Source organism: Sphingobium sp. L-44 (genome assembly GCF_056859495.1).
The window spans coordinates 1-22,586 of record NZ_JBSXOQ010000122.1 but is presented as its reverse complement, the minus strand read 5'-3'; the positions used below and the strand labels follow the sequence as shown (position 1 = coordinate 22,586).

The following is a 22,586-nucleotide window of genomic DNA, read 5'->3' as shown; positions in this document are numbered from 1 at the left end:
TACGAATGGAGAAGATATGCCCCGCCTGTCCGGTAAGATCGCTCTCGTCACCGGTGCCGCCGGCGGCATCGGCGCGGCCATTTGCGCCCGCTTCAAGGCGGAGGGCGCCCATGTCGTCGCCATGGACCGGATCGCCCCCTATGCGGGGGACGAGGCATGGATGTGCGACCTGGCCGACGACGCCGGCATTGCGCAGGGCGCGGCCGACCTGCTGGCACGGCTTGGGCCGCCGGACATCATCGTCCATGCCGGCGCCGCGACCGAACAGGCGGACATCTTCGCCTCCTCACCGCAAGCCTTCAATGCGATCTATGACGTGAATGTCGGTGGCGCAGTCCGCCTGGTCCAGGCCTTCGCCCCCGCCATGCAGGACGCGGGCCGGGGCAATTTCGTCTTCATTTCCTCGATCAATGCCCGCATGGGCGCGCCCAGCCTGGCCGCCTATGCCGCATCGAAGGGCGGCCTAGAAACCTTCATGAAGGGCTTTGCGCTGGACGTCGCAGCCGACGGTATTCGCGCCAATTGCGTCGCCCCGGCCTCGATCGACACGGCAATGCTGCGCGCCTCCTTCGACCGCCAGCCCGATCCGGCGGCCGCGCTGGCCGCCAACATCCTGCGCCATCCACTCGGCCGGCTCGGCACGGTCGAGGATGTCGCCAATCTGGTGCTGTTCCTTTCGTCCGATGAAGCCGCCTGGATCACCGGCGGCGTGTTCCCGGTGGATGGCGGCGCGGGCATCACTCGGCGATAGGCTGAGGGACAGGGAACAGGCTGGCGATCACGCACCAGCCTCTCCCCTGTCCGGTCGTTACAGCGCCTGCTGTTCCGAATTGAGGTTGCGCTTCGCCGGCAGTTTGGCGCCGGCATCGGGCGTCGCACCATTGAGGCTCGCCGGCACCTCGACATAAGGCAGGCCTAGCGTCTGGCTGGTCATGCGACGGATGCGGTTGGTGAGGTCCGGGCTGGCGTTGAGCTTCTGTCCATAGGAGGGCACCATCGCCGCCACCTTGGGCTTCCAGCTGGTCGCCATCTGTTGCGGGAAGGCGCGGCGCATGACTTCCAGCATGATCGCCGGCGAGGTGGAAGCGCCGGGCGAGGCGCCCAGCAGCGCGGCGATGCTGGCATCCTTGTCGGTGACGATTTCGGTCCCGAACTGCAGCACCGTGCCCTTCTTGGGATCATATTTGATCACCTGCACGCGCTGGCCTGCGGTGATCAGCTTCCAGTCGCCGCGCTTGGCATTGGGGTAATATTTGACCAGTTCGGCCTGACGCTGGGCATCGGTCAACGTCGCCTGCTGCGCCAGATAGCGGACCAGATCCAGATTTTCCGCGCCAACCTTCATCATGCCGCCGACATTATTCTTGTAGATGGAAGCGAACAGATCGAGCGACGAGCCATTTTTCAGGAACTTCGTGCTCTGCAGCGCGAACGGGCCGAACAGGGTCACCGACTTCCCATCCAGTTTGCGCGCGTCGAGATGCGGCACCGACATGGGTGGCGATCCGGCCTCCGCCTTGCCATAGACCTTCACATTGTGACGGCTGGTCGCGGCCGGCCCTTCGAACGCCAGGAACTGGCCGCCGACCGGGAAGCCGGCATAGTTTTTCGATTCCGGAATGCCCGACATCTGCAGCAGCTTGAGCGAAGCGCCGCCCGCGCCGATGAAGACGAACTTCGCCTTCACCACGGCATCGCTGTTCTTCTTGAGGTCATGGACGGTAACGTTCCAGGTCTTGTCCGCATTCTGATGCAGGCCGCGGACTTCATGGCCGAGCTGCAGGTTGAAATTGGAATTGCGGGTCAGCGCATGGGTCAGCTGGGTGGTGATGACACCGAAATTGACATCGGTGCCGAGCGGCATGAACGTCGCCGCAACCTTCTGCTTCGGGTCGCGTCCCTCCATCACCAACGGCGCCCAGCGGCGGATTTGTGCGGGATTCTGCGAATATTGCATGCCGTAGAAAAGCGGGTTCTTGACCAGCGCATCGCGGCGCTTGTGCAGATAGGCGATATTGTCGTCGCCCCAGACGAAGCTCATATGCGGCGTCGCATTGATGAAGTCGGTCGGCTTGGGCAGGCGACCCTGCCTGACCTCATGCGACCAGAACTGGCGCGAAATCTCGAACTGCTCGGCGATATCGACGGCCTTTTCGGTCGCGATCGATCCGTCGTCCTTCTCCGGCGTATAGTTCAGCTCGGCAAAGCCCGAATGGCCGGTGCCGGCATTGTTCCAGCCATTGGAGCTTTCCTGCGCGACCTTGTCCATCCGCTCATAGATGTCGATCCGCCAGTCCGGCTCCATTTCCTGGAGATAGGTGGCCAGCGTCACGCCCATGATGCCGCCGCCGATCACCAGCACATCGACCGGCTTGTCATTGGCGGCCGCCTTGCCGGCGGGCGAGGCCATCGGACGGAACAGGAAGGCGGTGGCGGCGATCGCCAGCACCAGGAGGAGAATGGCGAGGGTAAGGAGGATCTTCTTGAACAGGGGCCGGCGGCGCGGTGCCGCCGGACTGGAGGAGGATGTCATGATCGTGGATTCCAAATCTGCGTGGAAAGGGGCCGGGCGGCCGGATGCGCGTTCGCCAATCTTGTCCGTCAGGTCATGCGCACCACCCCATCCACCTTCAGAAACGGAAGCTCAGCCAGCCGGCCAGATAATCGCTGTTGCCATAGCCAGCACGGCTAAGCACCGGTCCTGCATCCAGATGCTCGTAGCGCCCGACAAAGGACAGGCGCGGCGTGATCGACCATGTGATCTGTGCGCGGATGGATTCGCCGATCTTGTGACCGGGAACCGATTGGGTGCCGGCGAAGATCGACTTGTTGGCGCGATAGACCGCATCATTTTCATCGGCGCGCCAGGCAAACTGATATTCCATCGTCGCCTTCACACCCTTGAGCGGCGACAGGGTCAGGCTGGGCGCCAGCGTCTTGAGGTTGGTCGGCGTCATGCACAGCTGGTAGCTGTAATAGATATTATTGCCGAAGGGAGCGTAAGCGGCCTTCAGCGTGCCACCCTCGAACGTGCCGCCGCCGCTGGCATAATCGGCGTGGAAGCCGATGCGCGGCGCCATCGGCAGGTCGCCCGGCAGCTTGTAGCTCTGGTTGAAGAAAAGCTGCCAGGCGTTGATGTCGCGACCGTCGAAATCGCCGAACTGGTGGTTGACGGTCCAGTCGAGATTGACCGGGCCAACCTCCCCCCACAGGCGCGCGCCGGCATAGAAGCGCTCGACCCGGCCGGTCACGCCGCCCCAGAGCGCTTCGCTGGTGCGCAACCGCCAGAAGAAGGGATCGAGATAGAGTTCCGATCCGCCCAGCGCCTTTTCGGGCAAACGGATGCCGGCGGTGAAGCCGGAAAAGCGCCGCCCCTGCTCGACCTTGTCATCGTCGATGCCGCCATTGCCCAGTGCGGTCGGCTTGAAATCGAAGGCGTCGATGCGCAGCGATCCCGTCCGTGCCCAGGCCCGCACGCCGTTCAGCGCATAGCGGATCGTATTATTGTCGCGCTGCGACGTCAGCAGATTGGGTCCGTCGGTAAATTCCTGCCGCCCATAGCGCAGGCCCAGGTCCATGCCGGCGACCCGGCCCTTCAGTTCGGCAAAGGACTGGAGCAGCACCAGATCATTGCGCAGCGATCCCGACGGCGCACCGATATTGTCGCCGGAAATGCCGCCATGGGCGATCTCGCCATAGAAGCGCAGATGCGGCCCGACATGCAGGTCGGCGCCACCGACCAGCCGGTTGATGTCCTGCCGCTGGCTGCCGGCGTTCCGCAGGTTGAGGTTGGTGGTGTAATTGACCCGCACCCGCGCCTCGCCGCTGAGCGTCAGATAGATGTCGCCATCATCGTCAAGCGGCAGATATTTGAGGCGATCGAACAGGTCATCGCGCTGCTGCGGATCAGCCTTGCTGCGCCAGTCCTCCGCCCAGCGCGACAGGGCATAGCCGCCCGATACCGATCCTTCGCCAACGGCATCGGCGGGATAGAGGCTGGCGGGTTCAGCGGGCATGGCGTCGGCCCATGCGGGACGGGCGAACAGGGTGGCCAGGGTGAGAGCGGAGACGGCGATGGGGCGGCGCGTGGCCGCGCAGGAGAAACGAACCATGGTGGCTGCGCCTCATTCCGCCGGGACGGCGTTGGTGAGCGCCGGGGACGCCGGGTACGGCACCCCGCCCTGCCCCCGCATCGCGGCCTGCAATTGCGCCCGGTCCAGCTTCCCTTCCCAACGCGACACGACGATCGTCGCGACCGCATTGCCGATGAAGTTGGTGAGGCTGCGGCATTCGCTCATGAAGCGGTCGACGCCCAGGATCAGGGCCATGCCGGCGACAGGCACGGAGGGGACGATGGAGAGGGTCGCCGCCAGCGTGATGAAGCCGGCACCGGTCACGCCCGCCGCGCCCTTGGACGAGAGCATGGCGACGCCCAACAACAGGATCTGGTCGCCGATCGACAGGTCCACACCGGTAGCCTGCGCGATGAACAGCGCGGCCAGCGTCATGTAGATATTGGTGCCGTCGAGGTTGAAGCTGTAGCCGGTCGGCACGACTAGGCCGACGATCGACTTGGGGCAGCCCGCCCGCTCCATCTTCTCGATCAGCGCCGGCAGCGCGCTTTCCGACGAGGAGGTGCCGAGCACCAGCAGCAATTCGGTCTTCAGGTAACGGATCAGGCCGAAGATCGAGAAGCCGGCGGCACGGGCGACCAGGCCCAGGATCACGACCACAAACAGTGCCGAGGTAAGGTAGAAGGTGCCGACCAGGAAGGCGAGATTGGCGAGCGTGCCGACGCCATATTTGCCGATGGTGAAGGCCATGGCGCCGAACGCACCGACGGGCGCGGCCTTCATGACGATGGCGACCAGCTTGAACACGGCGGTCGAGACATCTTCGAGCAGGTCGAGCACGCGCGCGCCGCGATCGCCGATCAGCGCCAGCGCAACCCCGAACAGGATCGCGACGAACAGCACCTGAAGGATATTGCCGCTGACGAAGGCAGACAGGAAACTGTCGGGGATGATGCCGGTCAGAAAGCCGGTCAGCGTGCTGTCATGCGCCTTTTCCGCATATTCGCTGACCTTGCTGGCGTCGAGCGTGGCGGGATCGATATTGAGGCCCGCGCCCGGCCGCACCACATTGGCGACGATCATGCCGACGACCAGCGCCAGGGTGGAGAAGAAGAGGAAATAGGCAAAGGCCTTGCCCGCGACCCGGCCGACGCTGGCAATGTCGCGCATGCCGGCAATGCCGGTGACGATCGTCAGGAAGATGACCGGGGCGATGACCATCTTCACCGCCTTGATGAAGGCGTCGCCGACCGGCTTCATCGCCTCCCCCAGATGCGGCGCGAAATGGCCGAGCGCCACGCCGGCGATGATCGCCAGCAGCACCTGCGCATAAAGATGAAAATACCAGGGACGCCGGGCGACCGGCGTGTCGGGGAAATCGGAAATCTGCATGACAGTTATCTTTCTGGCCCTCGCCAAAAGCCTTCCCGCCTTCTTGGTTGGGCGGGTCGGGAATTGAGGGGACCAGTATCGAGCCGTCAGCCATGCGCGACAAATTGCAGGAGGAATGAAATTAAATCATTATAACTCAATATATTAATACGATTTCCATGCCTGCGGCCAGTTCATTTAGTGCATATAATTGCTCACCAATATCGCGCGATGTGCCAAAATTTGCACATAGCCTGCCGGCGCGATATGCAGGGCTATGGACAGCGCCCGCTTCCCGAATCGCATCCTGTGGATCGCCCTGTTCCTGGGCGTGGCTAGCGGCCTGCTCTGGCTGTCGGGCGAGGTTGCCGAGCGCAATGCCATTGCCCGGCTGAGCGCGGAGACGCGCGGCGCCGCGATCCTGCGGCAGGCCTATCTCAAGAGCGAGATCGAGCGGTTCCGGCTGCTGCCCATCGCCCTGTCCGACGATAGCGATCTGGTCGCGGGCCTCACCGGATCACAGACCGCCCTGCGGGCGCTGGACCGCAAGCTGCAGGCGCTTGCCCGCACCACCGGCGCGGCGCAAATCTATGTGCTCGACGCATCCGGGCGCACCGTCGCATCGAGCAACTGGGGCAGCGAGCGCAGCTTCGTCGGCCAGGACTATTCCTTCCGCAATTATTTCAAGCTCGCCGCCGCGCATGGATCGGGCGCGCAATTCGCCCTCGGCACGATCAGCGAGCGGCCCGGCATGTATCTGTCGCGGCGATCGCGCGGCGGCGGCTATGTCGTGGTGAAGCTGGAATTTGACGGGATCGAGCAGCAATGGGCGCGGCTCGGTGAGATCACCTTCATCACCAGTCGCGAGGGCATCATCCTGATCACCAGCCGCCCCGACTGGCGCTTCACCACCATCCATCCGCTCTCGGCGCAGGCCAAGCAGCGCTTTCGCGCCGAATTGCAGTCCGGCCGCGGCTCGCTGCTGCCAGTGCCGCTCAGGGGCATGGGCGATGCCGATGGGCGGCAGATCGTCAGCCCCGCCGACGAACCGCGCCGGCGCCTGCTATGGCAATCGGTTGCGGCCGGCGAACCGGGCTGGCAGCTCAACATGCTGACGCCGCTGCATGGCGTGGAAAGCTTCGTGCGCACGGTGCGGCTGGCGACCCTCTTGCTGCTGCTACTGCTTGCCGGCGGCATCTGGATATTGCGCGAGCGCGCCCATCGCCGCGCCGAACGGGCCGCCATGGCCGCCGCGCGCACCAGCGAACTGGAGGCGATGGTCACCGCCCGCACCCATGAGTTACGCCGCGAGATGGAGGAACGCGCCGCCAGCGAGACGCGCGCCGACACGTTGCGCGAAGGGCTGCGCCAGGCCAATCGCCTGGCATCGCTGGGCCAGATCACCGCCGGCATCGCCCATGAAACCGCCCAGCCGGTCGCCGCGATCCGCAGCTATGCCGCCAATGGCCGGCTGCTGATCGAGCGCGGCGATGCCGAGGCGGCGGCCGAGAATATGGCGGCGATCGAACGGCTGACCGACCGGATCGGCAAGGTCAAGGCCGAACTGCGCGGTTTTTCCCGCAAGGCGACCGGCGCGATCGACGCCATTCCGCTCGCCGGGCCGATCGAGGGCAGCGTGCTGATCCTCAAATCGCGGCTGGCGCGGGTCGACCTGCACCTGCCGGACCTGCCTGCCGATCTGCGCGTGATGGCCGACACGATCCGGCTGGAACAGGTGCTGGTCAATCTGCTGCAAAATGCGCTGGAAGCACTGGAGGGCGTGGCCGCGCCGACGATCCGCCTATCGGTCACGCTCGATGCGGAGACAATATTGCTGTCGGTGATCGACAATGGGCCGGGCATCGATCCGTCGGTGCAGGGCCAGCTCTTCACCCCCTTCGTCACCAGCCGCCCGTCGGGCCTGGGGCTCGGCCTCGTCATCGCCAGCGACATCATGGCCGACATGGGCGGATCGCTGCGCCTGCTGCCCAGCGAAGTCGGCGCCCATTTCCAGCTGAGTTTGCAACGCGCATGACCGACATGCCCCCGCGTCCGATCGCCCTGGTCGACGATGATGATGACCTGCGCGCCGCCATGGCGCAGACGCTGACGCTGGCGGGCCATGAGGTCCGTGCCTTCGCCCGCGCCGCCGACGCGCTGGCGGCGATCGATGCGGACTTTCCCGGCGTCGTGGTCAGCGACGTGCGGATGCCGCACATGTCGGGCATCGACCTGTTCCGGGCGCTCCATGCCCGCGACGCGGAACTGCCGGTGATCCTGGTCACAGGCCATGGCGATGTGCCGATGGCGGTGGATGCGCTGAAGGCCGGCGCCTGGGACTTCCTGACCAAGCCCTTCAATCCCGACGCCCTGCTGGCATCGGTCGCGCGGGCGAGCGAGAAGAGGCTGCTGGTGATCGAAAATCGCCGCCTGCGCGCGATGGTCGACACCGCCGTCGCCTCCCCGCTTATCGGCCATTCTCCGGCGATCGAGCGGCTGCGTGACATGGTGGCGACACTGGCCGACACCAATATCGACATTTTGGTCGAGGGCGAGACCGGCACCGGCAAGGAACTGGTCGCCCGCATGATCCATCAGCGCAGCCGCCGCGCCAGCGCCCAGTTCGTCAGCATCGCCTGCGCCGCCGTGCCCGATGCGATTGCGGAGACCAGCCTGCATGGCGAAAGCCTGGCCGGGCGCGCGCCGCTTGAAGGGCGGCTGGCCCGCGCGCATCAGGGCACCTTGTTCCTGGACGATGTCGACCAGTCGGGACCGGCGCTGCAGGCGCATCTGATCCAGTTTCTGGAGGACCGGCTGGTTCGCCCGGTCGGCGCGCGCGAACCCCAGCCGGTGGACCTGCGCGTGATCGGCTGCATGACGCAGCAGGGCCAGGCGGCGGCGATCCAGCCGGCTTTGCTCTATCGGCTGGCGGCGGTGCGGCTGCATATCCCGCCGCTGCGCGAACGGCGCGAGGATATTCCACTGATCTTCGCCCATCTGCTCGATGCCGCCGCGCGCCGCTTCCGCCGCGCGGTGCCGCCGGTCAGCCGCGCGGTGCTGGCCCATCTGCTGGACCATGACTGGCCCGGCAACGTCCATGAACTGGGGCGGCTGGCCGAACGGCTGGCGCTGGGGCTGGAGCAGGAACCGGTTGCCGATGGCGCGACGCTGCCGCTCGACGCCCGCATGGATGCGTTTGAACGCATGGCGATCATCGAGGCGATCCAGGCGACCGGCGGCGACATGGGCCAGGCGATCGAACGCCTCGGACTGCCGCGCAAGACCTTTTATTATCGGGTCCGACGGCTGGGGATCGACCTGCGGAAGCTGCGCGGGCTGGATGGATAGGGCGCTGGCCACATGACAGAAATGGAATGTTTGATATGTTGTAACATCATGGACATGTTTTTACAGAGGCGGTGCAGCCTCCAGCGCGACCGAGCAGGGCGTGGAGGTCAGAATAATGTCGCTCCATCCACCTCGGGGGATCCAAGTCCATGCAATTCCAGTTTCTCGCCGGCTGTGCGCTTGCCGTTCTCGGCATTTCCACGGCCGCCCATGCGCAAACCGCGTCCGATGACGCCGCCGACGGCTATCATCAGGCCACCCGTTCCGACATCATCGTCACCGGCATATTGCCGACCCGCCGCCAGGACATGCTGTCCAGCGTCGCCGTGGTCGAGGGCAAGGATCTGACCCAGGCGATCCGCCCGTCGATCGGCGAGACGCTGGAACATCAGCCGGGCGTATCCGCCACCTCCTTCGGCCCCAGCGCATCGCGCCCGGTGCTGCGCGGCCTGCAGGGCGAACGCGTCAAGATGCTGACCAACAGCCTGTCGACCGTGGACGTGTCCAACACCTCGGTCGATCATGCCGTGGTCGTCAATCCGCTGCTCGCCGAGCGTATCGAGGTGCTGCGCGGTCCGCAGTCGCTGCTCTACGGCTCCTCGGCGATCGGCGGCGTGGTCAACGTGATCGACAAGCGTATCCCCACGGCCATCCCGGATGAGCCGGTCCATGTCGATGCGATCGGCACCTATGGCTCGGCTGCGGACGAGCGTTCGGGCGCGGCCTCGGTCGACGTGCCCCTATCGGGCGGCTGGGTCGCCCATGCCGATGGCAGCTATTTGAAGAGCGACGATGTCCGCATCGGCGGCCATGCCCTCACCCCTGCCCTGCGCGATCAGGCGCTGGCATCGAGCCTGCTCCCCGCCGACGACAGCGAGGAAGCGATCGACTTCGCCGGCAATGCCGCGGTCAAGGGCAAGCTGCCCAATTCGGCGGCCAAGACCTGGACCGCTGGCGGGGGAATCGCCTATATCGGCGACACCGGCAATATCGGCATTTCCTACGACCATTATGACAGCCTCTATGGCGTGCCGATCCGCTTTGCGACCCAGCCGGGCGACGAGCAGGAAGCCCCGCGCCTCAGCATGAAACAGGACAGCGTCAACCTGCGCGCCGAAGTGAATGGCGACGGCAATGTGCTGGACAAGGTTTCGCTGCGTCTGGGCTATGCGGACTATACCCATGCCGAGCTGGAAGAAGATGGCTCGGTCGGCACCGCCTTCTTCAGCAAGGGCATGGAAGCCAGGCTGGAACTGACCCAGACCAAGCATGGCGCCTGGCGCGGCGCGACCGGCGTGCAACTGTTCAACCGCGACTTCAACGTGATCGGCGAGGAAGCCTTCCTGCCGAAAAACTCGACCACGCAGGCCGGCGTCTTCACCCTGCAGCAGCTCGATTATGGCGCACTCAAGTTCGAGCTTGGCGGCCGCTACGAACATACCAGCCTGACCGCCAATCCGCTTGAGGATCAGGAGCAGTTCTTCGCCGGCAAGCGCAACTTCGACGCCTTCTCCGGTTCGGTCGGCGCCTCCTATGGCCTGACCGACAGCTGGCGCATCGGCCTCAATCTGTCGCACACCGAACGCGCGCCGGCGGCTGAAGAATTGTTCGCCAACGGTCCCCATGCCGGCACCCAGGCCTATGAGGTCGGCAATCCCGACTTCAATCTGGAAAAGGCCAACAGCGTCGAGGCGATCCTGCGCGGCAGCGGCGACAATTACAGCTTCGAGGCGTCGGCCTATCACACCTGGTTCTCGAACTTCATCTATGAGGATCTGACCGGCGAGGAGGAAGATGGCCTGCCCGTCTATGCCTTCAACCAGGCGGACGCCCGCTATTATGGCTTCGAGGTGCAGGGATCGCTGACCCTGGCCAAGCTGGGCGACGGCAAGATCGTCGCTGATGGCCTGGCCGACTATGTCCATGCCAATGTGAAGAGCGTCGGGCCGGCGCCGCGCATTCCTCCGCTCCGTCTGCTCGGTGGCCTGGCCTATCAGGCGACCAAGTTCGACCTGCGCGGCGAAGTCGAGCGTGTCAGCAAGCAGGACCGGGTCGCCGAGTTCGAGACCACGACAGCCGGCTACACCATGGTCAATGCCGAGCTGAATGTTCGCCCCTGGGGCAAGGAACGTCCGCTCAGCTTCGCCCTGTCGGCCAACAACATCTTCGATGTGGTCGCCCGCCGGGCCTCGTCCTTCCTCAAGGACTATGCCCCGCTCACCGGCCGCGACATCCGTGTGACCGCGCGGGTCAGCTTCTGATGTGGAAGAACCGGGGCGGCTTGGTCGCCCCGGTTCATCGGGCTCAGTTCTCCCTGAGCACGGGATAGAGATGATGATAGGGGCTGCGATCGGGCAGCCGGGCCGATAGCCAGTCGAGCCGCGCGTCGCCATCGCCGGCGAATGTGGCATCAGCGGCCAATTTCGCCTCGAACTCTGCGCGAAGCTGCGCATCAGCGGCGAGGAGCGCCTCGACGATCGGCGCCCGGACGAAATCCTCCGCCCCAGAAGGCGCCGCCAATATCTCCGGGAAGAAGCCCCAGGCGAGGAAACTGTCCTGGCTTTCCGGCTCCAGCAGCGCTGCCGCCAAAAGGCCCAGCGGCTGGTCGGCAGGCACGCGCACCGTGCCGGCTGGCAGCGTTTCAGTCACGGTCTCGTGCCGCAACTTCGTGTCCAGCGGGATGCGCGCGTCGCGCACCGACATCGATTGCGGGTCCACCAGCCGCGCCCGATCGAGCGTCAACGTGCGCGGCGCGTCCAGCACCTCAAAACGGATGCCATGCAATGTCAGCCGGTCGATCACCTCGGCCTGCCCGGCCGGCACCCACCATGCCTTGGGCAGACGCACCGTCTCGACCGGTTCCTGGCCGATGATCGGCATCCGCCAGTCGACCGGGCGGCCCAGCCATTTCTGTTCCCTGCGCCCGCTCGCCGGCGAGACATAGGTGTCGAAGGCAATGCCCTTGAACCGTTCGACCCAGCCGATCGGCTGCGCAGCGGGTTTCCACCGGGTCAGCATTTCGGCGGGGCGCGATGCCCGGTCGCTGGCCTTCGCCTGCGCAATCGCTCCAGCATCCTGCCCGGCCAGCTTCAGCGCCGCCTCCAGCAGGACATAAGTGCCCAGCACCCGTTGGCGATAGGGCTTCATCATATGGTTTTCGACCAGCACGGTCGGAACGCCGATGAAATCGCCATAGCCGGTCGAATAGCGCGGTCCTTCGGGCGCCTGGCGGATGCCCTTTGTCGGCTCGCGCGTATCGATCGGGCTGGGATAGATGGTGGGGACATGCCCGGCCTTTTCCAGCGCGGCCGTCACGCTCGGCCCGAAACGGCCCTGCAGCCAGTCGGCGGTGGCGCGGTGATAGGCATAGCGGCCCCAGCCGGCATAGGTGAAGGTGATGTCATATTGCATGTCGAAGCCGTCGCTGACGTGGCAATCGACATAGAGGATCGGGTCGAGCCGGCGCAGCAGGCCGATCATAGCCCGGCTTTCGGGCGCGTCCGCTTTGGAATAGTCGCGGTTCAGGTTGATGTTGCGGCTGTTGCCGACATAGCCCTTCTCCGCCGGGCCACGCAGCGCCGGGAAGTTCCAGCGGCTCATCTTTTCATGCCCGTCGATATTATAGACCGGCACGAACACCAGATCGACCTTGTCGAGCAGGCCGTCCTTGCCGCGCAGCGCGATGTCGCGCAGCAGCATCAGGCCGGCATCCTTGCCGTCGATCTCCCCCGCATGGATGCCCGCCTGCACCAGCACGACCGGCTTGCCCGCGCCCGACCCATCTTTGGCCTTGCTGGCCCGCACCAGCAGCATGTCGCGCCCTTCGCCGGTGCGGCCGAAGCTTTCGAGGCTGATGAGGGGCGAGGCCGCATCCAGACGCTTCAACCACGCCGTAACCTCATCATAGCGCGGCGTGGTGGCAAAGCCCGCCTGCTCGGCCGGCGTGATCCAGGGATCATTCTTGCCGACGACCAGCTTTTCGCTTGCCCCCGACCAGGGCAGCGTTGGCGGCAGCACCGAAGCGGGCAGCCCCGGCAGCGGCGCCTCAGTCGGCTGCTGCGCGATCGCGGTGCCAGCAACACACAAAGCGGCGGCGCCCAGAAGGCGCGTCATCGTCTTGCTCATGTCTCTATCATTCCGGCTCAGAAGCGGGCGCGCACGCCGACGGTTGCGGTGCGCGGCGTGCCCGGCTGCACCCAGACCGAGCTGTAGCTGCTGGCATACCATGTCTCGTCGAACAGGTTGCTGATCGTCCCGAACAGTTCGACACCCTCGATCACATCGACGCTGCCGAACAGGCGGAACAGGGTGTGCGACGGCAGGGTGAAGTCCGTGCCCGTTTCGCCCAGCCGTTCGCCGACATATTGCATGCCTGCGCCCAGTTGGGCCTCGCGCCCGCCGACCTCGAAATGCTTCGCAACCTGGATGTTGAGATTATGGTCGGGAATGTTGATCAGCCTGTCCCCCGGCAGGATCTGGGTGGCGAAATTGGGATCGTTCACCGCCTCTCGCGCCTCGGCATCGGTATAGGCGTAGCTCAGCAATATATCGATATCGCCGGGCAGATGGCCGTTCACGTCCAGTTCGACGCCGCGGCTCCGCGCCTTGCCGATCGCGACGGAAAAGCCGGGATTATTATTGTCGCTGGCCAGCACATTGTCCTTGGTCAGCTGATAGATCGACAGGGTGCCGGTCAGGGCGCCGCCGAGCGCGGTCAGCTTGACACCGGCCTCGATCGACTCGCTCGTTTCCGGGTCGAAGATATTGTTGAAGAAATCCGCGCCGACATTGGCGCGATAGCCCTGGCCATAAGCGGCATAGAGGGTGATCGGATCGCTGAGGTCATAGACGATGCCGGCCTGCGGACTGAACCGCTCATATTTGCGGCTGTTGTAACGATTGGCCTCCGCAAGCACGCGGTTATCGACCTTCAGCGTCAGATTGTCGTAGCGACCACCGATGCGGATCTGCAGCCGATCGGTCAGTTCGATCTGGTCCTGCACATAGAAGCCGAAGCTGCGCTGGGTATCCAGACGATTGGTCAACACCGACGTCGCAGGCAGCGGATATTGGCCATAGACCGGATTGTCGATGTCGATGACATAGCCGGCCTGGTCACTCGGATTGCTGCTCAGCGCCGGCGGCCGATAGCGGGTGAAATAATTATCATATTCGAACTGGTCGAAATCGCCGCCGATCAGCACGCGATGGCGCAGCGATCCGGTCTCGAACTTGCCGGCGACCTCGGCGCGGACCACGCTATGTTCCGCATCATAGCGGCGCGAGCGGCGCTGGCGCGACAGGGAGCGGCCATCGACAGTGAGTTTCTGGCGCGATGCGGTCTGCTCCGCGTCGGACGAGAAACCGGTCAGCAGCGTGTCGCGATGGCTGGCCCCGACCAGCAGGCTCCAGTCGTTATTGAACTGATGGTCGAGCCGCAACTGGTGGCCGGTGGCGCGCGCCACCGTATCGCCATCGCCCGGCTCGCCCAGGAAGCGCGAGCGTGGCACGGTGTTGAAATCATTGTTCAGCACGACGATGCCGCGATCGAACGGCACTTCCACGCGGGTCCATTCGAAATCATAGGTGAGGCGCGTCCGATCGCCCAGCGCAACGCCGATCGAGGGCAGGAAGCCCCAGCGCTTTTGAGACACATAGTCGCGGAACGTGTCGCCCTTCTCATAATAGCCGATCAGCCGCGCGGTGATGCCGTCGGTCAGCGCCAGATTGGCGTCGGCGTCAGCGCGGAACCGGTCATAGCTGCCATATTGCAGCGTGCCCGTGCCGAAGGTCCGGCCGATTTCCGCCTGCTTGGTGACGAGGTTGATCGTGCCGCCCGGCTCGCCGCGCCCGATCAGCGCCGCCGCCGGACCTTTCAGCACCTCGACCCGCTCGATCCCGGCCACGTCGCGCTGGCCGCCAAAACCGCGCCCGGCGTTGAAGCCGTTGACCAGATAGCCGCTCGGCAGATTTTCATCGCCGGCAAAGCCGCGAATGGCAAAGCTATCCCACAGCCCGCCCAGCGTATTCTGGCGCGCGACCGAGGCATTCATGTCCAGCGCGTCGGTCAGGCGCAGGATATTATTCTGCTGCAGCGTCTCCGCGTCGATCTCGGTGATGGCCTGGGGAATTTCCTTCACGGAGAAATCGCCGCGATAGGCCTGACGCACGCCGTCGACCGTGATGGCACCCTCGCCCTCCGGCACATGATGAACCGCGTCGCCAGTCTGCGCCTGGGCTGGAAGCCAGGCCAGGACGGCGGCCAGCGGCAGCGCGCGGGCGATGTGATGGAAGCGACGGGAACGGACGGGCGCAGCGCAGGCCCGCGGCAGGAACTGGATCGACATATTTTCCCCTGAATGAAATGAGACGAAATCTCATTCGCCGCTGCCCCTAGGGTAGGCTCGTCGCACTCGTCAATGGAAATGTTATATTATTTCATTGACAGATTGCTGCATCGCCGAAATGGTCCGGCGCAACAGCCAAGGAGCCTTGCCCCCATGTCCCTGACCGCCACCGGCCAGCCCATAATATTGTCCGACGTCCACCTGTCCTATGGCAGCCATCATGTGCTGCGCGGCCTGACCCTGCATGTCGATGCCGGCGAAATCTATGCGCTGCTCGGCGGCAATGGCGCCGGCAAGTCGACCACCATGTCGACCCTGCTGGGCTTTGCCCGCCCAGACAGCGGCACGGTGCTGGTAGCCGGCCATGACCCGGCGGCGCAGCCCGACAGGGCGCGCGAGCAGATCGCCTATGTCCCCGAAAATGTCGCCCTTTACGAGCATCTGACAGCGCGGGAAAATGCCGCCTATCTGCTGGCGCTGGCCGGCCGCCACCCGGCCCCGCAGGAGATTGACGGCGCGTTCGACGCAACGGGCCTGCAGGCATCGGCCTGGGACAAGCGGCTCGGCGGCTTTTCCAAGGGGATGCGGCAGAAGGTGGCGATCGCCATCGCCTTGTTGCGCGAAGTGCCGGTGCTGCTGCTCGACGAGCCCTCTTCCGGCCTTGATCCGCGCGCGACCGCCGACTTCAACCGGCTGGTCCATGATGTCGCACGCAAGGGCGCGGCCGTGCTGATGGTCACCCATGACCTGCTGTCGGCCGCCGACATTGCCGACCGGATCGGCTTCCTCGAATCCGGCCGGATCGTCGACGAGGCATCGGCGCAGGGCACGGACCGCTTCGACGTGCGCGACCTGCATCGCAAGTTCGCGCGGGAGGCCGTTGCCGCATGAGCGCCATCACCCTGATCGCGCGCGACGAATTGCGGCTGATGCGGCGCAACCGCGTCGCCGTCATCGCCTTCGCGCTGCTCGTCCTGCTGACACTCGCCGCCGCGCTCATCAGTTGGTCGCACCAGAGCGGCATTGCCGAAACCCGCGCCCGGTTCCAGGCGCAGGCCGCCGAGGCGTTCGAGGCGCAGCCCGACCGCCATCCCCATCGCATGGTCCATTTCGGCAATTTCATCTTCCGCCCGCTGCCACCGCTCGCCGCCTTCGATCCCGGCGTCGATGCCTTCACCGGCAACAGCATCTTCCTGGAAGGCCATCGCCAGAACAGCGCCAATTTCGGCGATGTTCGCCAATCCTCGCTGCTGGTCCGCTTCGGCCAGCTGACCCCGGCCTTCGTGCTGCAGGTGATTGCGCCGCTGCTGCTGATCTTCCTTGGCTATGGCGCGGTCGCGCGCGAACGCGAACGCGGCACGCTACACCAGATGCTGGTGCAGGGCGTGTCCGCCCGCGCGCTCGTCATCGGCAAGTTGCTGGCGCTGGCCGTGATCGCCGCGCTGGTCGGTCTGCCCGCGCTCATCGCCTTTCTCCTGATCGCGGGTCAGCCGGGCGCGCTGGCCGGGCCGATGGCGGTGATCGCGCTTGGCTATGGCGCCTATCTGGCACTCTGGTCGATCATCGTCATCCTTGTCTCCGCGCTGGTAAGGCGCGGCCGCGACGCGTTGCTGGCGTTGCTGGCGCTTTGGGCGGTGCTGGTCATCCTGCTGCCGCGCGTGGCCCCCGATATTGCAGCGCAGGCCCATAGCCTGCCCACCCGCCTGGAAACCGACATCGCCATCCAGCAGGATCTGCATCGCCTTGGCGACGCGCATAATCCTGACGATCCCTTCTTCAACGCCTTCAAGCAGAAGGTGCTGCGCCGCTATGGCGTCGACAAGGTAGAGGATCTGCCGGTCAATTATAACGGCCTGCTCGCGGTCGAGGGCGAGAAGCTGACGTCGGGGCTGTTCGACGACTATGCCGATCGCAGCTTCGCGATCCAGCAGGCGCAGAGCCGGCTGACCGACGGCTTCGGTATCATCAGCCCGGCCATCTCGCTGCGGCAATTGTCGATGGCAGCCGCGGGCACCGATCTTGCGGGCCATCGCCGCTTCCTCGCTCAGGCCGAAGCCTATCGCTTCGCCATGGTCCAGCATCTCAACCAGTTGCAGGCGGATGCCGTCAGCTATGCCGATGACAAGGCCAAGGATGCCAGCGCCGATCAGCGCAAGCGCATCTCCGCCGATCATTGGCAGTCGATCCCGCAATTCCGCTTCATCGCGCCGACCGCCGGCGACCTGGTGACGGCCAGCCTGCCCGGCCTGGGCCTGCTGCTCGCCTGGCTGGCCTTAGCGCTGCTGGCGCTGCTGCCCGTCGCCCGCCATCTTCAGAAAGCCCGTCCATGACCCTCCTCACCCATGAACTGCGCCTGCTGCTGCGCTCGCGCATGGCGCTGTTGGCGCTGCTGCTCGTCGCCCTGCTCGCCATCGCCTCGGTCGCTGCCGGCATGGCCGAAGTCGCCCGGCAGCGCGCCGTCATCGCCCGCATCCAGCCGAAACAGGCACAGGATATCGCCGCCGTCGCGCAATGGGCCGGCAAGACACAGGATCCCGGCAACGCGGCCTATTACAGCTTCCATGCCACCTGGGATGCGCCCGCACCGCTCGCCTTCGTGGCGCTCGGCTTGCGGGACGTCGCACCTTACATCCTGCGTGTCCGCGCACTGGGGCTGGAAGCACAGCTTTACGATGGCGAGGCGTTCAATCCCGAACTCGCCCTCCCCGGTCGCTTCGATTTCGCCTTCGTGCTCGTCTATCTGACGCCTTTGTTCGTGATTGCCCTGTTCCATGACCTGGTCTCGGGCGAGCGGGAAGCCGGGCGGCTGCGCCTGCTCGATGCGCTCGCAGGGTCGGGACGGCATCTCTGGGCACGGCGTGTGCTGCTGCGTGGTGGCCTGCTGTTCCTCGCGCTCGCCCTGCCTGTCACCATCGGCGCAATCCTCTCGCATGTGAAGCTTCTCCCGCTGCTGGCGGTGCTGGGCCTCGTCGCCCTCTATCTCGCCTTCTGGATTGGCGTCACGCTGCTGGTAGGACGGCTGCGCTGGAGTTCGGTCACCAATGCCGCGACGCTTGCCGGCCTGTGGCTGCTGCTGACTCTTCTGCTGCCGACCATCGCCCATGTCGCGATCAATCGCGCCATCCCGGTCGGCCAGGGCGTGGAACTGACGCTCGCCCAGCGCGAGGCGGTCAACCGTGCCTGGGACATTCCGCGCGAACAGACGATGCGGGCTTTCTATGCCAGCCATCCCGAATGGAAGGACAGCCCGCCGCTAGGCCACGCATTCCACTGGAAATGGTATTTCGCCTTCCACCAAGTCGGCGATGAAAGCGTCGCGCCCAAGGCAATCGCCTACCGCCACGGGATCGAGGCGCGCGATGCTGCCGCCCATTCGGTCGGCTGGCTGCTGCCCTCAGTCGGCGTGCAGGCACTGCTCGCCCGCCTCGCTGACACCGACATGCAGGCGCAATTCGCCTATCAGGATCGCATCCGCGCCTTCCATGCCAGGCTGCGCAATTATTATTATGCCTATCTCTTCACCGACAAGCCGTTCGGGCAGGCGGATTTCGAAGGCGCCCCGCGCTTCGACGATATGTGAGAGACTGTGATGGCCGGGGATGAGGGCGAAATTGCTCGCTTCGCTTCATCCTCGGCGGCAACCATCGACTTGCCGAGGGCACATAGAAGCGCCGGTGCTGGTCTGTGGCTGCAACGGTCAACTACCGATGTTGGATATCTCCAGCCATGCTTCAACGCAAATCGTTGAAATCATGGTGGGCGCGACAGGGATTGAACCTGTGACCCCACCCGTGTGAAGGAAGTATGCACTTCCTTGCAGGCAATTGAATCAAAAGACATATTAGTCATTCCTCATCCGCCAGTGTACTCGAATTGTACGAATCACGGCTAGTGGAAAGTGTGATTCCGGTCAGTTTTTCGGCGTCTTTCAGGCCGCGATAGAAGGCGTCATGCACCTTATCCGCCACACCTTCGGCATGCGTGTAGGTGCGCTTCATCAGGGCGGTGTCAGACCAACCGCCGAACTCGCCGGCAGCCTTCTCATCGATCGCCTGGCGGACGTTCATTTCCTGCCCGAAGCCGTGCCGGCCAGCGGCGTGGAACGGGATGTAAGGTATCCCCGCCTCTTCGCATGCCTTCTTCCATCCCTTGATCGGGCCTGACCGCCCAGCAAATCCGAAAAGCCGCAGGTTTGCCGGTATCCGCTTCGTCCGCCGGATATACATCAGCGGCAACGCACGCAGTTCGTCCACCAGTTCAGCCGGGATCGAAAGCCAGCGGTCATCGTGACCCTTCGCCGCAGGAATGCAGATCATCCCTTCGTCCAGCCTGCAGTGATCCTTCGGGTGCATGGCAACAACCTGGCTGATCCGCGCGCCGGTCACGAACATCGTCAAGGCCAAGGCTGCATGCTGCTGGGGCGCGTGCTGGCGGAACCGCAGGAGCCATTCCCAACTGCCCGGCTCTTTGCGGACGCGGCTGCGCTTTCCGCGCCGCTTGTCCTGGTCGAGCCGTTCCTTCTTGGAGAACCCCTTGACCCTGAACGCCTCGCCCTTCTCGCTGTCGCGGAAGTTGTTGATGATAGCGCGCACCGGCGTGATGACCTGCCGCGTCCATGTGTCGGTGGAAGCGTCGGGATATAGCTTGCGGGCGAGCGCGCGCACATCGCGCGGCGCGATGGAGGACAGCAGCTTGGAACCCCATTCGGTGACGATCGGGATCAGATATTTTGCCGTCGCCGCATTCGCCGGGTAGACCATGACCGCCTCCGCAAAAGTCAGCGTCCGGTTGGCGCCAAGGACATGTTCGTTTATGCGGCGCTCTTCTTCGTCGCGGCACCACGCCCACGCGCCTGCCGCTTCAGATGCTCCAGTGCTGCATCGGTAGTAGTCCGTGATTGGCTTGCCGAGATATTCGACCCGGCCCTTTGCCCACCAGACCGCGCCCCTGCGATAGGGTTCAAGCGGCATCTTTTTTCTCCGATAATCTCGTCAATTTGCGCCGGCGTGATGAGCATCACGCGGCCGATCTTGTGGCACGCTCCCAGACGATGCGCTTTCTCTCGCAAGGTCCGCTCGGATACCGGGAATCCCCTGGAGGCTAGGATGGCAACCCACTCAGATGGAGGCTTGCCGCGGTCAAGCACCGTCGATCCGGTTTTCTCGCTCCCCATGGTTCACCCCTCCCCCACAAGAGCGGCGTCGATCATAGCTTGCCATAGGTCGCGATTATTCTGGATATCGGCGGTCCGCTTGGCCGGGTCGACAAGGATTTGGATGCGATCGTGCATCACGTCCAAGATGGCATCGCTCGGATCGCGCATAGCCCTGATGGCTGCGGCGGCGATCCGTCGATATGGCTCTGGCGACCCCTGACTTTCGTTCAGGTTGGGCCACGGCCATGCCTTGTGCCACGGGTCGTCTTCCTCGTAGATGGCTTTGGCCACCCTCTCGATCATCTCGCTCACGGCTTCACCTCCCGGATGGCGGGCGCGTCGGGAAGCGGGCGCCAGTGGGTGGGCTGGCACCAGTCGATATGATCCGCCACATCGACAAACCTACCCATATATCCATCGATCGCATCGTGGCTCCACCTTGTGGCGCAGACGCGATCTTCTCGCGTGTGAACCGGCCAGTATGCGAGAAAGAAGCTTTCATCCCTCGGCGCCGTCTCAATCGGCTGCCATCCCCTCTCAGCCGCCTCCAACCGATCCAGCAGGGCAACGATATCAGCCGCAATCTCGACGGACGCGGCGTCAGCGTAGTGCGATCCATCGGCGCGCAGGACTTGCTTGCCGACATGGTAGTGTCCAGCCATCACAAACCTCCCGCCCGCGCGCGCAGGGCCAGCGATCGATATGCACTACGCAGCAGCCGAAGCCGGTGCGTCGCCTCCTTCATGTTGATCGACCCTGAGATGAGATATTCGTAGCTCTCGATCATACTGCGAGCAGTGAGCGCCAACGGCTGCACATTTCCCCACGTCAGATGCCATCCCAAGCTGCCGGTATACCCAGCCATCGGATTGGGGATCGTGCTGAAAGCGCCGCCACCGATGCAGACGCTGGCGCACATGGCATCAGCCACATGCGGTTGCAGGCTGTGTCCGACACGATAGGCGCCCGGCTCATCAGGTGCTGGCGTCCATTCGATCGCTGGAGCCGAGGCCTCGTAGTGACGGAAAGTGCAGTTGCGGAGAGCCAGCGTGCAGAGGGCCGACAACGCGATGGCATCGACTTCCCGTGCCTCGCAGTCGTAAATCTCGCACGGCACCCCGGCCCGGTTGATGAGCCGTTCAAGCCATAGCGCGCTGATCGGAATAGGCATGTCGCCCATTTCGCCAATGACCGTCTGCAAGGCGCGGATCATAGCGATGTCGCGCTTTTCACTCATGACTTCACCTCCTCCCTCGCAGCCGGATCGACATCATCAACGAAGTCACTCCGCGCCCGGTTGTCGTTGGCATAGCCCTTCTCGGCGGCGCACTTGTCGCAGATCAGCGTGTGACCGGCGGGCGCGGCGCATTCGACGCAGGTGTCGGTGCCGTAGTGTTTCATCCCAGCCTCTTTTCGACTTCGAGAACGATATAGGTGATCGTGCCAGCGATGCCGGATGCGCTGGCTATCTGCTCGCCGTTGCTCTTGACCCAAGGGCGTTCAATGATGCCGGGCGCGATAGCAGCAGCCAGCGCATAGCGAGCCATGTGGCGCTGATGCTGGCGCGCCTGGTCGATTTCTTCGCGGCCTTCGCGCCGCCGGCCAGCAGCATATCCGCGCTTATAGTCATTGCTCTGCTCAGCCACGACATTCCTCCACCTTGACGAACTCCCCACCCTTGAGGACCCACTGGCCCACCTTCTTGGGCGTTGGCTGGAAGGGCTTGGGCGCGGGGTGTTTGCGGGGCGGGGTCATGCGGGCACCTGTTCGTCAGGGAACGCCGCCCGCGAAAACAGCATGCCGTCCTTGCGGAAGTAGAAAACGTCGCGCATCATTTCGTAGGTGGCTGGCGCGCTCCAGTTCTGGCAACGGCCAGGCAATGAGCCGCCCGCCTCAGCCAAAAAAGATGCCTCGATCGCGCTCCAGTGCGGGATCAGCAAAGCCCATTCCTTGCTGACATCGGACATTTCGACCATGCGCGGCTTCCATTCAGGAAAGCACTCAAGGAGCCGCAGACACCGCCCGAGATCGGAAGGATCAGCAGGTGTTGCGCCGCCCTTTATGCCGAGGGTCATGTAGTGGAATATAGCCTCTGAGGAGAGCCCTGTATCCCAAGAACGAATCCACGCGCCGAGCCTTTCGGGGCTTATCTTCGGTCACGTCCGTCAATGTGGTGTAATTTCGGTGCTGGCCATCGGGCTGCATTTTCAGGCGGCCTTGGGTGTAATCTGTAGCGGCTGAACCTCCTCGGTTATGGGTGTGGCAAGGGCGGCCATGCCCTCGATCTGCATG

At 64.4% G+C, this 22,586-nt stretch carries 19 protein-coding genes; 7 read left to right on the top strand and 12 right to left on the bottom strand.

Annotated features, from left to right (window positions below):
• Positions 1-16: 16 nt before the first annotated feature.
• Positions 17-751, top strand: coding sequence for an SDR family NAD(P)-dependent oxidoreductase (locus AC13EK_RS23550; RefSeq protein WP_069336056.1), 735 nt, complete (start codon positions 17-19; stop codon positions 749-751).
• A 57-nt stretch (positions 752-808) separates the two neighbouring features.
• Here the strand turns inward: AC13EK_RS23550 and mqo are convergent, their stop codons facing one another.
• The 3 genes from mqo to AC13EK_RS23535 all read right to left on the bottom strand — a co-directional run bounded on the left by mqo (position 809) and on the right by AC13EK_RS23535 (position 5,465).
• Positions 809-2,533: a malate dehydrogenase (quinone) gene (gene mqo, locus AC13EK_RS23545; protein WP_069336072.1), complete on the bottom strand. Its 1,725-nt coding sequence runs from the start codon at positions 2,531-2,533 to the stop codon at positions 809-811.
• 97 nt (positions 2,534-2,630) lie between these two features.
• On the bottom strand, positions 2,631-4,112 hold the full coding sequence (locus tag AC13EK_RS23540; protein ID WP_069336057.1) for an alginate export family protein: 1,482 nt from the start codon (positions 4,110-4,112) through the stop codon (positions 2,631-2,633).
• 12 nt (positions 4,113-4,124) lie between these two features.
• A complete protein-coding gene (locus AC13EK_RS23535) occupies positions 4,125-5,465 on the bottom strand; it encodes a dicarboxylate/amino acid:cation symporter (RefSeq protein ID WP_069336058.1) in 1,341 nt (446 codons plus the stop codon).
• A 256-nt stretch (positions 5,466-5,721) separates the two neighbouring features.
• Between AC13EK_RS23535 and AC13EK_RS23530 the strand changes: the two genes are divergently transcribed.
• The 3 genes from AC13EK_RS23530 to AC13EK_RS23520 all read left to right on the top strand — a co-directional run bounded on the left by AC13EK_RS23530 (position 5,722) and on the right by AC13EK_RS23520 (position 11,053).
• Positions 5,722-7,479, top strand: a complete 1,758-nt coding sequence (locus AC13EK_RS23530; RefSeq protein ID WP_069336059.1) for a sensor histidine kinase — start codon at positions 5,722-5,724, stop codon at positions 7,477-7,479.
• Entirely contained in the window at positions 7,476-8,792 is a 1,317-nt protein-coding gene (locus AC13EK_RS23525) for a sigma-54-dependent transcriptional regulator (RefSeq protein ID WP_069336060.1), read from the top strand. The genes AC13EK_RS23530 and AC13EK_RS23525 overlap by 4 nt, the downstream gene beginning before the upstream one ends.
• A gap of 149 nt (positions 8,793-8,941) precedes the next feature.
• A complete protein-coding gene (locus AC13EK_RS23520; RefSeq protein ID WP_069336061.1) occupies positions 8,942-11,053 on the top strand; it encodes a TonB-dependent receptor in 2,112 nt (703 codons plus the stop codon).
• A gap of 43 nt (positions 11,054-11,096) precedes the next feature.
• On the opposite strand, the gene AC13EK_RS23515 is transcribed toward AC13EK_RS23520, so the two are convergent.
• Positions 11,097-12,917 (bottom strand): M14 family metallopeptidase, encoded by a 1,821-nt coding sequence (locus AC13EK_RS23515; protein ID WP_069336062.1) that lies wholly within the window; start codon positions 12,915-12,917, stop codon positions 11,097-11,099.
• 17 nt (positions 12,918-12,934) lie between these two features.
• A complete protein-coding gene (locus tag AC13EK_RS23510; RefSeq protein WP_069336063.1) occupies positions 12,935-15,139 on the bottom strand; it encodes a TonB-dependent siderophore receptor in 2,205 nt (734 codons plus the stop codon).
• Between the two features lie 153 nt (positions 15,140-15,292).
• Between AC13EK_RS23510 and AC13EK_RS23505 the strand changes: the two genes are divergently transcribed.
• Genes AC13EK_RS23505 through AC13EK_RS23495 form a run of 3 tightly spaced genes read left to right on the top strand, consistent with a single transcriptional unit; the run spans position 15,293 to position 18,719 of the window.
• Positions 15,293-16,030 (top strand): ABC transporter ATP-binding protein, encoded by a 738-nt coding sequence (locus AC13EK_RS23505; protein WP_069336064.1) that lies wholly within the window; start codon positions 15,293-15,295, stop codon positions 16,028-16,030.
• The gene (locus AC13EK_RS23500) at positions 16,027-17,469 is read left to right on the top strand and encodes an ABC transporter permease (protein ID WP_069336065.1); all 1,443 of its coding nucleotides are present in this window, start codon (positions 16,027-16,029) and stop codon (positions 17,467-17,469) included. The genes AC13EK_RS23505 and AC13EK_RS23500 overlap by 4 nt, the downstream gene beginning before the upstream one ends.
• The gene (locus tag AC13EK_RS23495; protein WP_069336066.1) at positions 17,466-18,719 is read left to right on the top strand and encodes a DUF3526 domain-containing protein; all 1,254 of its coding nucleotides are present in this window, start codon (positions 17,466-17,468) and stop codon (positions 18,717-18,719) included. The genes AC13EK_RS23500 and AC13EK_RS23495 overlap by 4 nt, the downstream gene beginning before the upstream one ends.
• 265 nt (positions 18,720-18,984) lie before the next feature.
• Here AC13EK_RS23495 and AC13EK_RS23490 read toward each other — a convergent pair whose 3' ends face one another.
• The 7 genes from AC13EK_RS23490 to AC13EK_RS23460 form a co-directional block, all read right to left on the bottom strand.
• Positions 18,985-20,109 carry a tyrosine-type recombinase/integrase gene (locus tag AC13EK_RS23490; RefSeq protein WP_017499726.1) on the bottom strand — a complete coding sequence of 375 codons (1,125 nt, stop codon included), beginning with the start codon at positions 20,107-20,109 and terminating at the stop codon, positions 18,985-18,987.
• 206 nt (positions 20,110-20,315) lie between these two features.
• Positions 20,316-20,606, bottom strand: a complete 291-nt coding sequence (locus tag AC13EK_RS23485; RefSeq protein ID WP_069336067.1) for a hypothetical protein — start codon at positions 20,604-20,606, stop codon at positions 20,316-20,318.
• Entirely contained in the window at positions 20,603-20,956 is a 354-nt protein-coding gene (locus tag AC13EK_RS23480) for a DUF551 domain-containing protein (protein ID WP_277788306.1), read from the bottom strand. Before AC13EK_RS23480 ends, AC13EK_RS23485 begins: the two co-directional genes overlap by 4 nt.
• Positions 20,956-21,531, bottom strand: a complete 576-nt coding sequence (locus AC13EK_RS23475) for a hypothetical protein (RefSeq protein ID WP_069338739.1) — start codon at positions 21,529-21,531, stop codon at positions 20,956-20,958. Before AC13EK_RS23475 ends, AC13EK_RS23480 begins: the two co-directional genes overlap by 1 nt.
• Positions 21,528-21,695 carry a hypothetical protein gene (locus tag AC13EK_RS23470; protein WP_170828698.1) on the bottom strand — a complete coding sequence of 56 codons (168 nt, stop codon included), beginning with the start codon at positions 21,693-21,695 and terminating at the stop codon, positions 21,528-21,530. The genes AC13EK_RS23475 and AC13EK_RS23470 overlap by 4 nt, the downstream gene beginning before the upstream one ends.
• Positions 21,692-21,940, bottom strand: coding sequence for a hypothetical protein (locus AC13EK_RS23465; RefSeq protein ID WP_069337508.1), 249 nt, complete (start codon positions 21,938-21,940; stop codon positions 21,692-21,694). Before AC13EK_RS23465 ends, AC13EK_RS23470 begins: the two co-directional genes overlap by 4 nt.
• A 105-nt stretch (positions 21,941-22,045) precedes the next feature.
• On the bottom strand, positions 22,046-22,369 hold the full coding sequence (locus AC13EK_RS23460; protein ID WP_483022406.1) for a hypothetical protein: 324 nt from the start codon (positions 22,367-22,369) through the stop codon (positions 22,046-22,048).
• Positions 22,370-22,586 lie beyond the last annotated feature (217 nt).

Coding starts and splice junctions, on each gene's coding strand:
- AC13EK_RS23550 (WP_069336056.1), top strand. CDS start 17: ATGCCCCGCCTGTCCGGTAAGATCGCTCTCGTCACCGGTGCCGCCGGC.
- mqo (WP_069336072.1), bottom strand. CDS start 2,533: ATGACATCCTCCTCCAGTCCGGCGGCACCGCGCCGCCGGCCCCTGTTC.
- AC13EK_RS23540 (WP_069336057.1), bottom strand. CDS start 4,112: ATGGTTCGTTTCTCCTGCGCGGCCACGCGCCGCCCCATCGCCGTCTCC.
- AC13EK_RS23535 (WP_069336058.1), bottom strand. CDS start 5,465: ATGCAGATTTCCGATTTCCCCGACACGCCGGTCGCCCGGCGTCCCTGG.
- AC13EK_RS23530 (WP_069336059.1), top strand. CDS start 5,722: ATGGACAGCGCCCGCTTCCCGAATCGCATCCTGTGGATCGCCCTGTTC.
- AC13EK_RS23525 (WP_069336060.1), top strand. CDS start 7,476: ATGACCGACATGCCCCCGCGTCCGATCGCCCTGGTCGACGATGATGAT.
- AC13EK_RS23520 (WP_069336061.1), top strand. CDS start 8,942: ATGCAATTCCAGTTTCTCGCCGGCTGTGCGCTTGCCGTTCTCGGCATT.
- AC13EK_RS23515 (WP_069336062.1), bottom strand. CDS start 12,917: ATGAGCAAGACGATGACGCGCCTTCTGGGCGCCGCCGCTTTGTGTGTT.
- AC13EK_RS23510 (WP_069336063.1), bottom strand. CDS start 15,139: ATGTCGATCCAGTTCCTGCCGCGGGCCTGCGCTGCGCCCGTCCGTTCC.
- AC13EK_RS23505 (WP_069336064.1), top strand. CDS start 15,293: ATGTCCCTGACCGCCACCGGCCAGCCCATAATATTGTCCGACGTCCAC.
- AC13EK_RS23500 (WP_069336065.1), top strand. CDS start 16,027: ATGAGCGCCATCACCCTGATCGCGCGCGACGAATTGCGGCTGATGCGG.
- AC13EK_RS23495 (WP_069336066.1), top strand. CDS start 17,466: ATGACCCTCCTCACCCATGAACTGCGCCTGCTGCTGCGCTCGCGCATG.
- AC13EK_RS23490 (WP_017499726.1), bottom strand. CDS start 20,109: ATGCCGCTTGAACCCTATCGCAGGGGCGCGGTCTGGTGGGCAAAGGGC.
- AC13EK_RS23480 (WP_277788306.1), bottom strand. CDS start 20,956: ATGGCTGGACACTACCATGTCGGCAAGCAAGTCCTGCGCGCCGATGGA.
- AC13EK_RS23475 (WP_069338739.1), bottom strand. CDS start 21,531: ATGAGTGAAAAGCGCGACATCGCTATGATCCGCGCCTTGCAGACGGTC.
- AC13EK_RS23470 (WP_170828698.1), bottom strand. CDS start 21,695: ATGAAACACTACGGCACCGACACCTGCGTCGAATGCGCCGCGCCCGCC.
- AC13EK_RS23460 (WP_483022406.1), bottom strand. CDS start 22,369: ATGACCCTCGGCATAAAGGGCGGCGCAACACCTGCTGATCCTTCCGAT.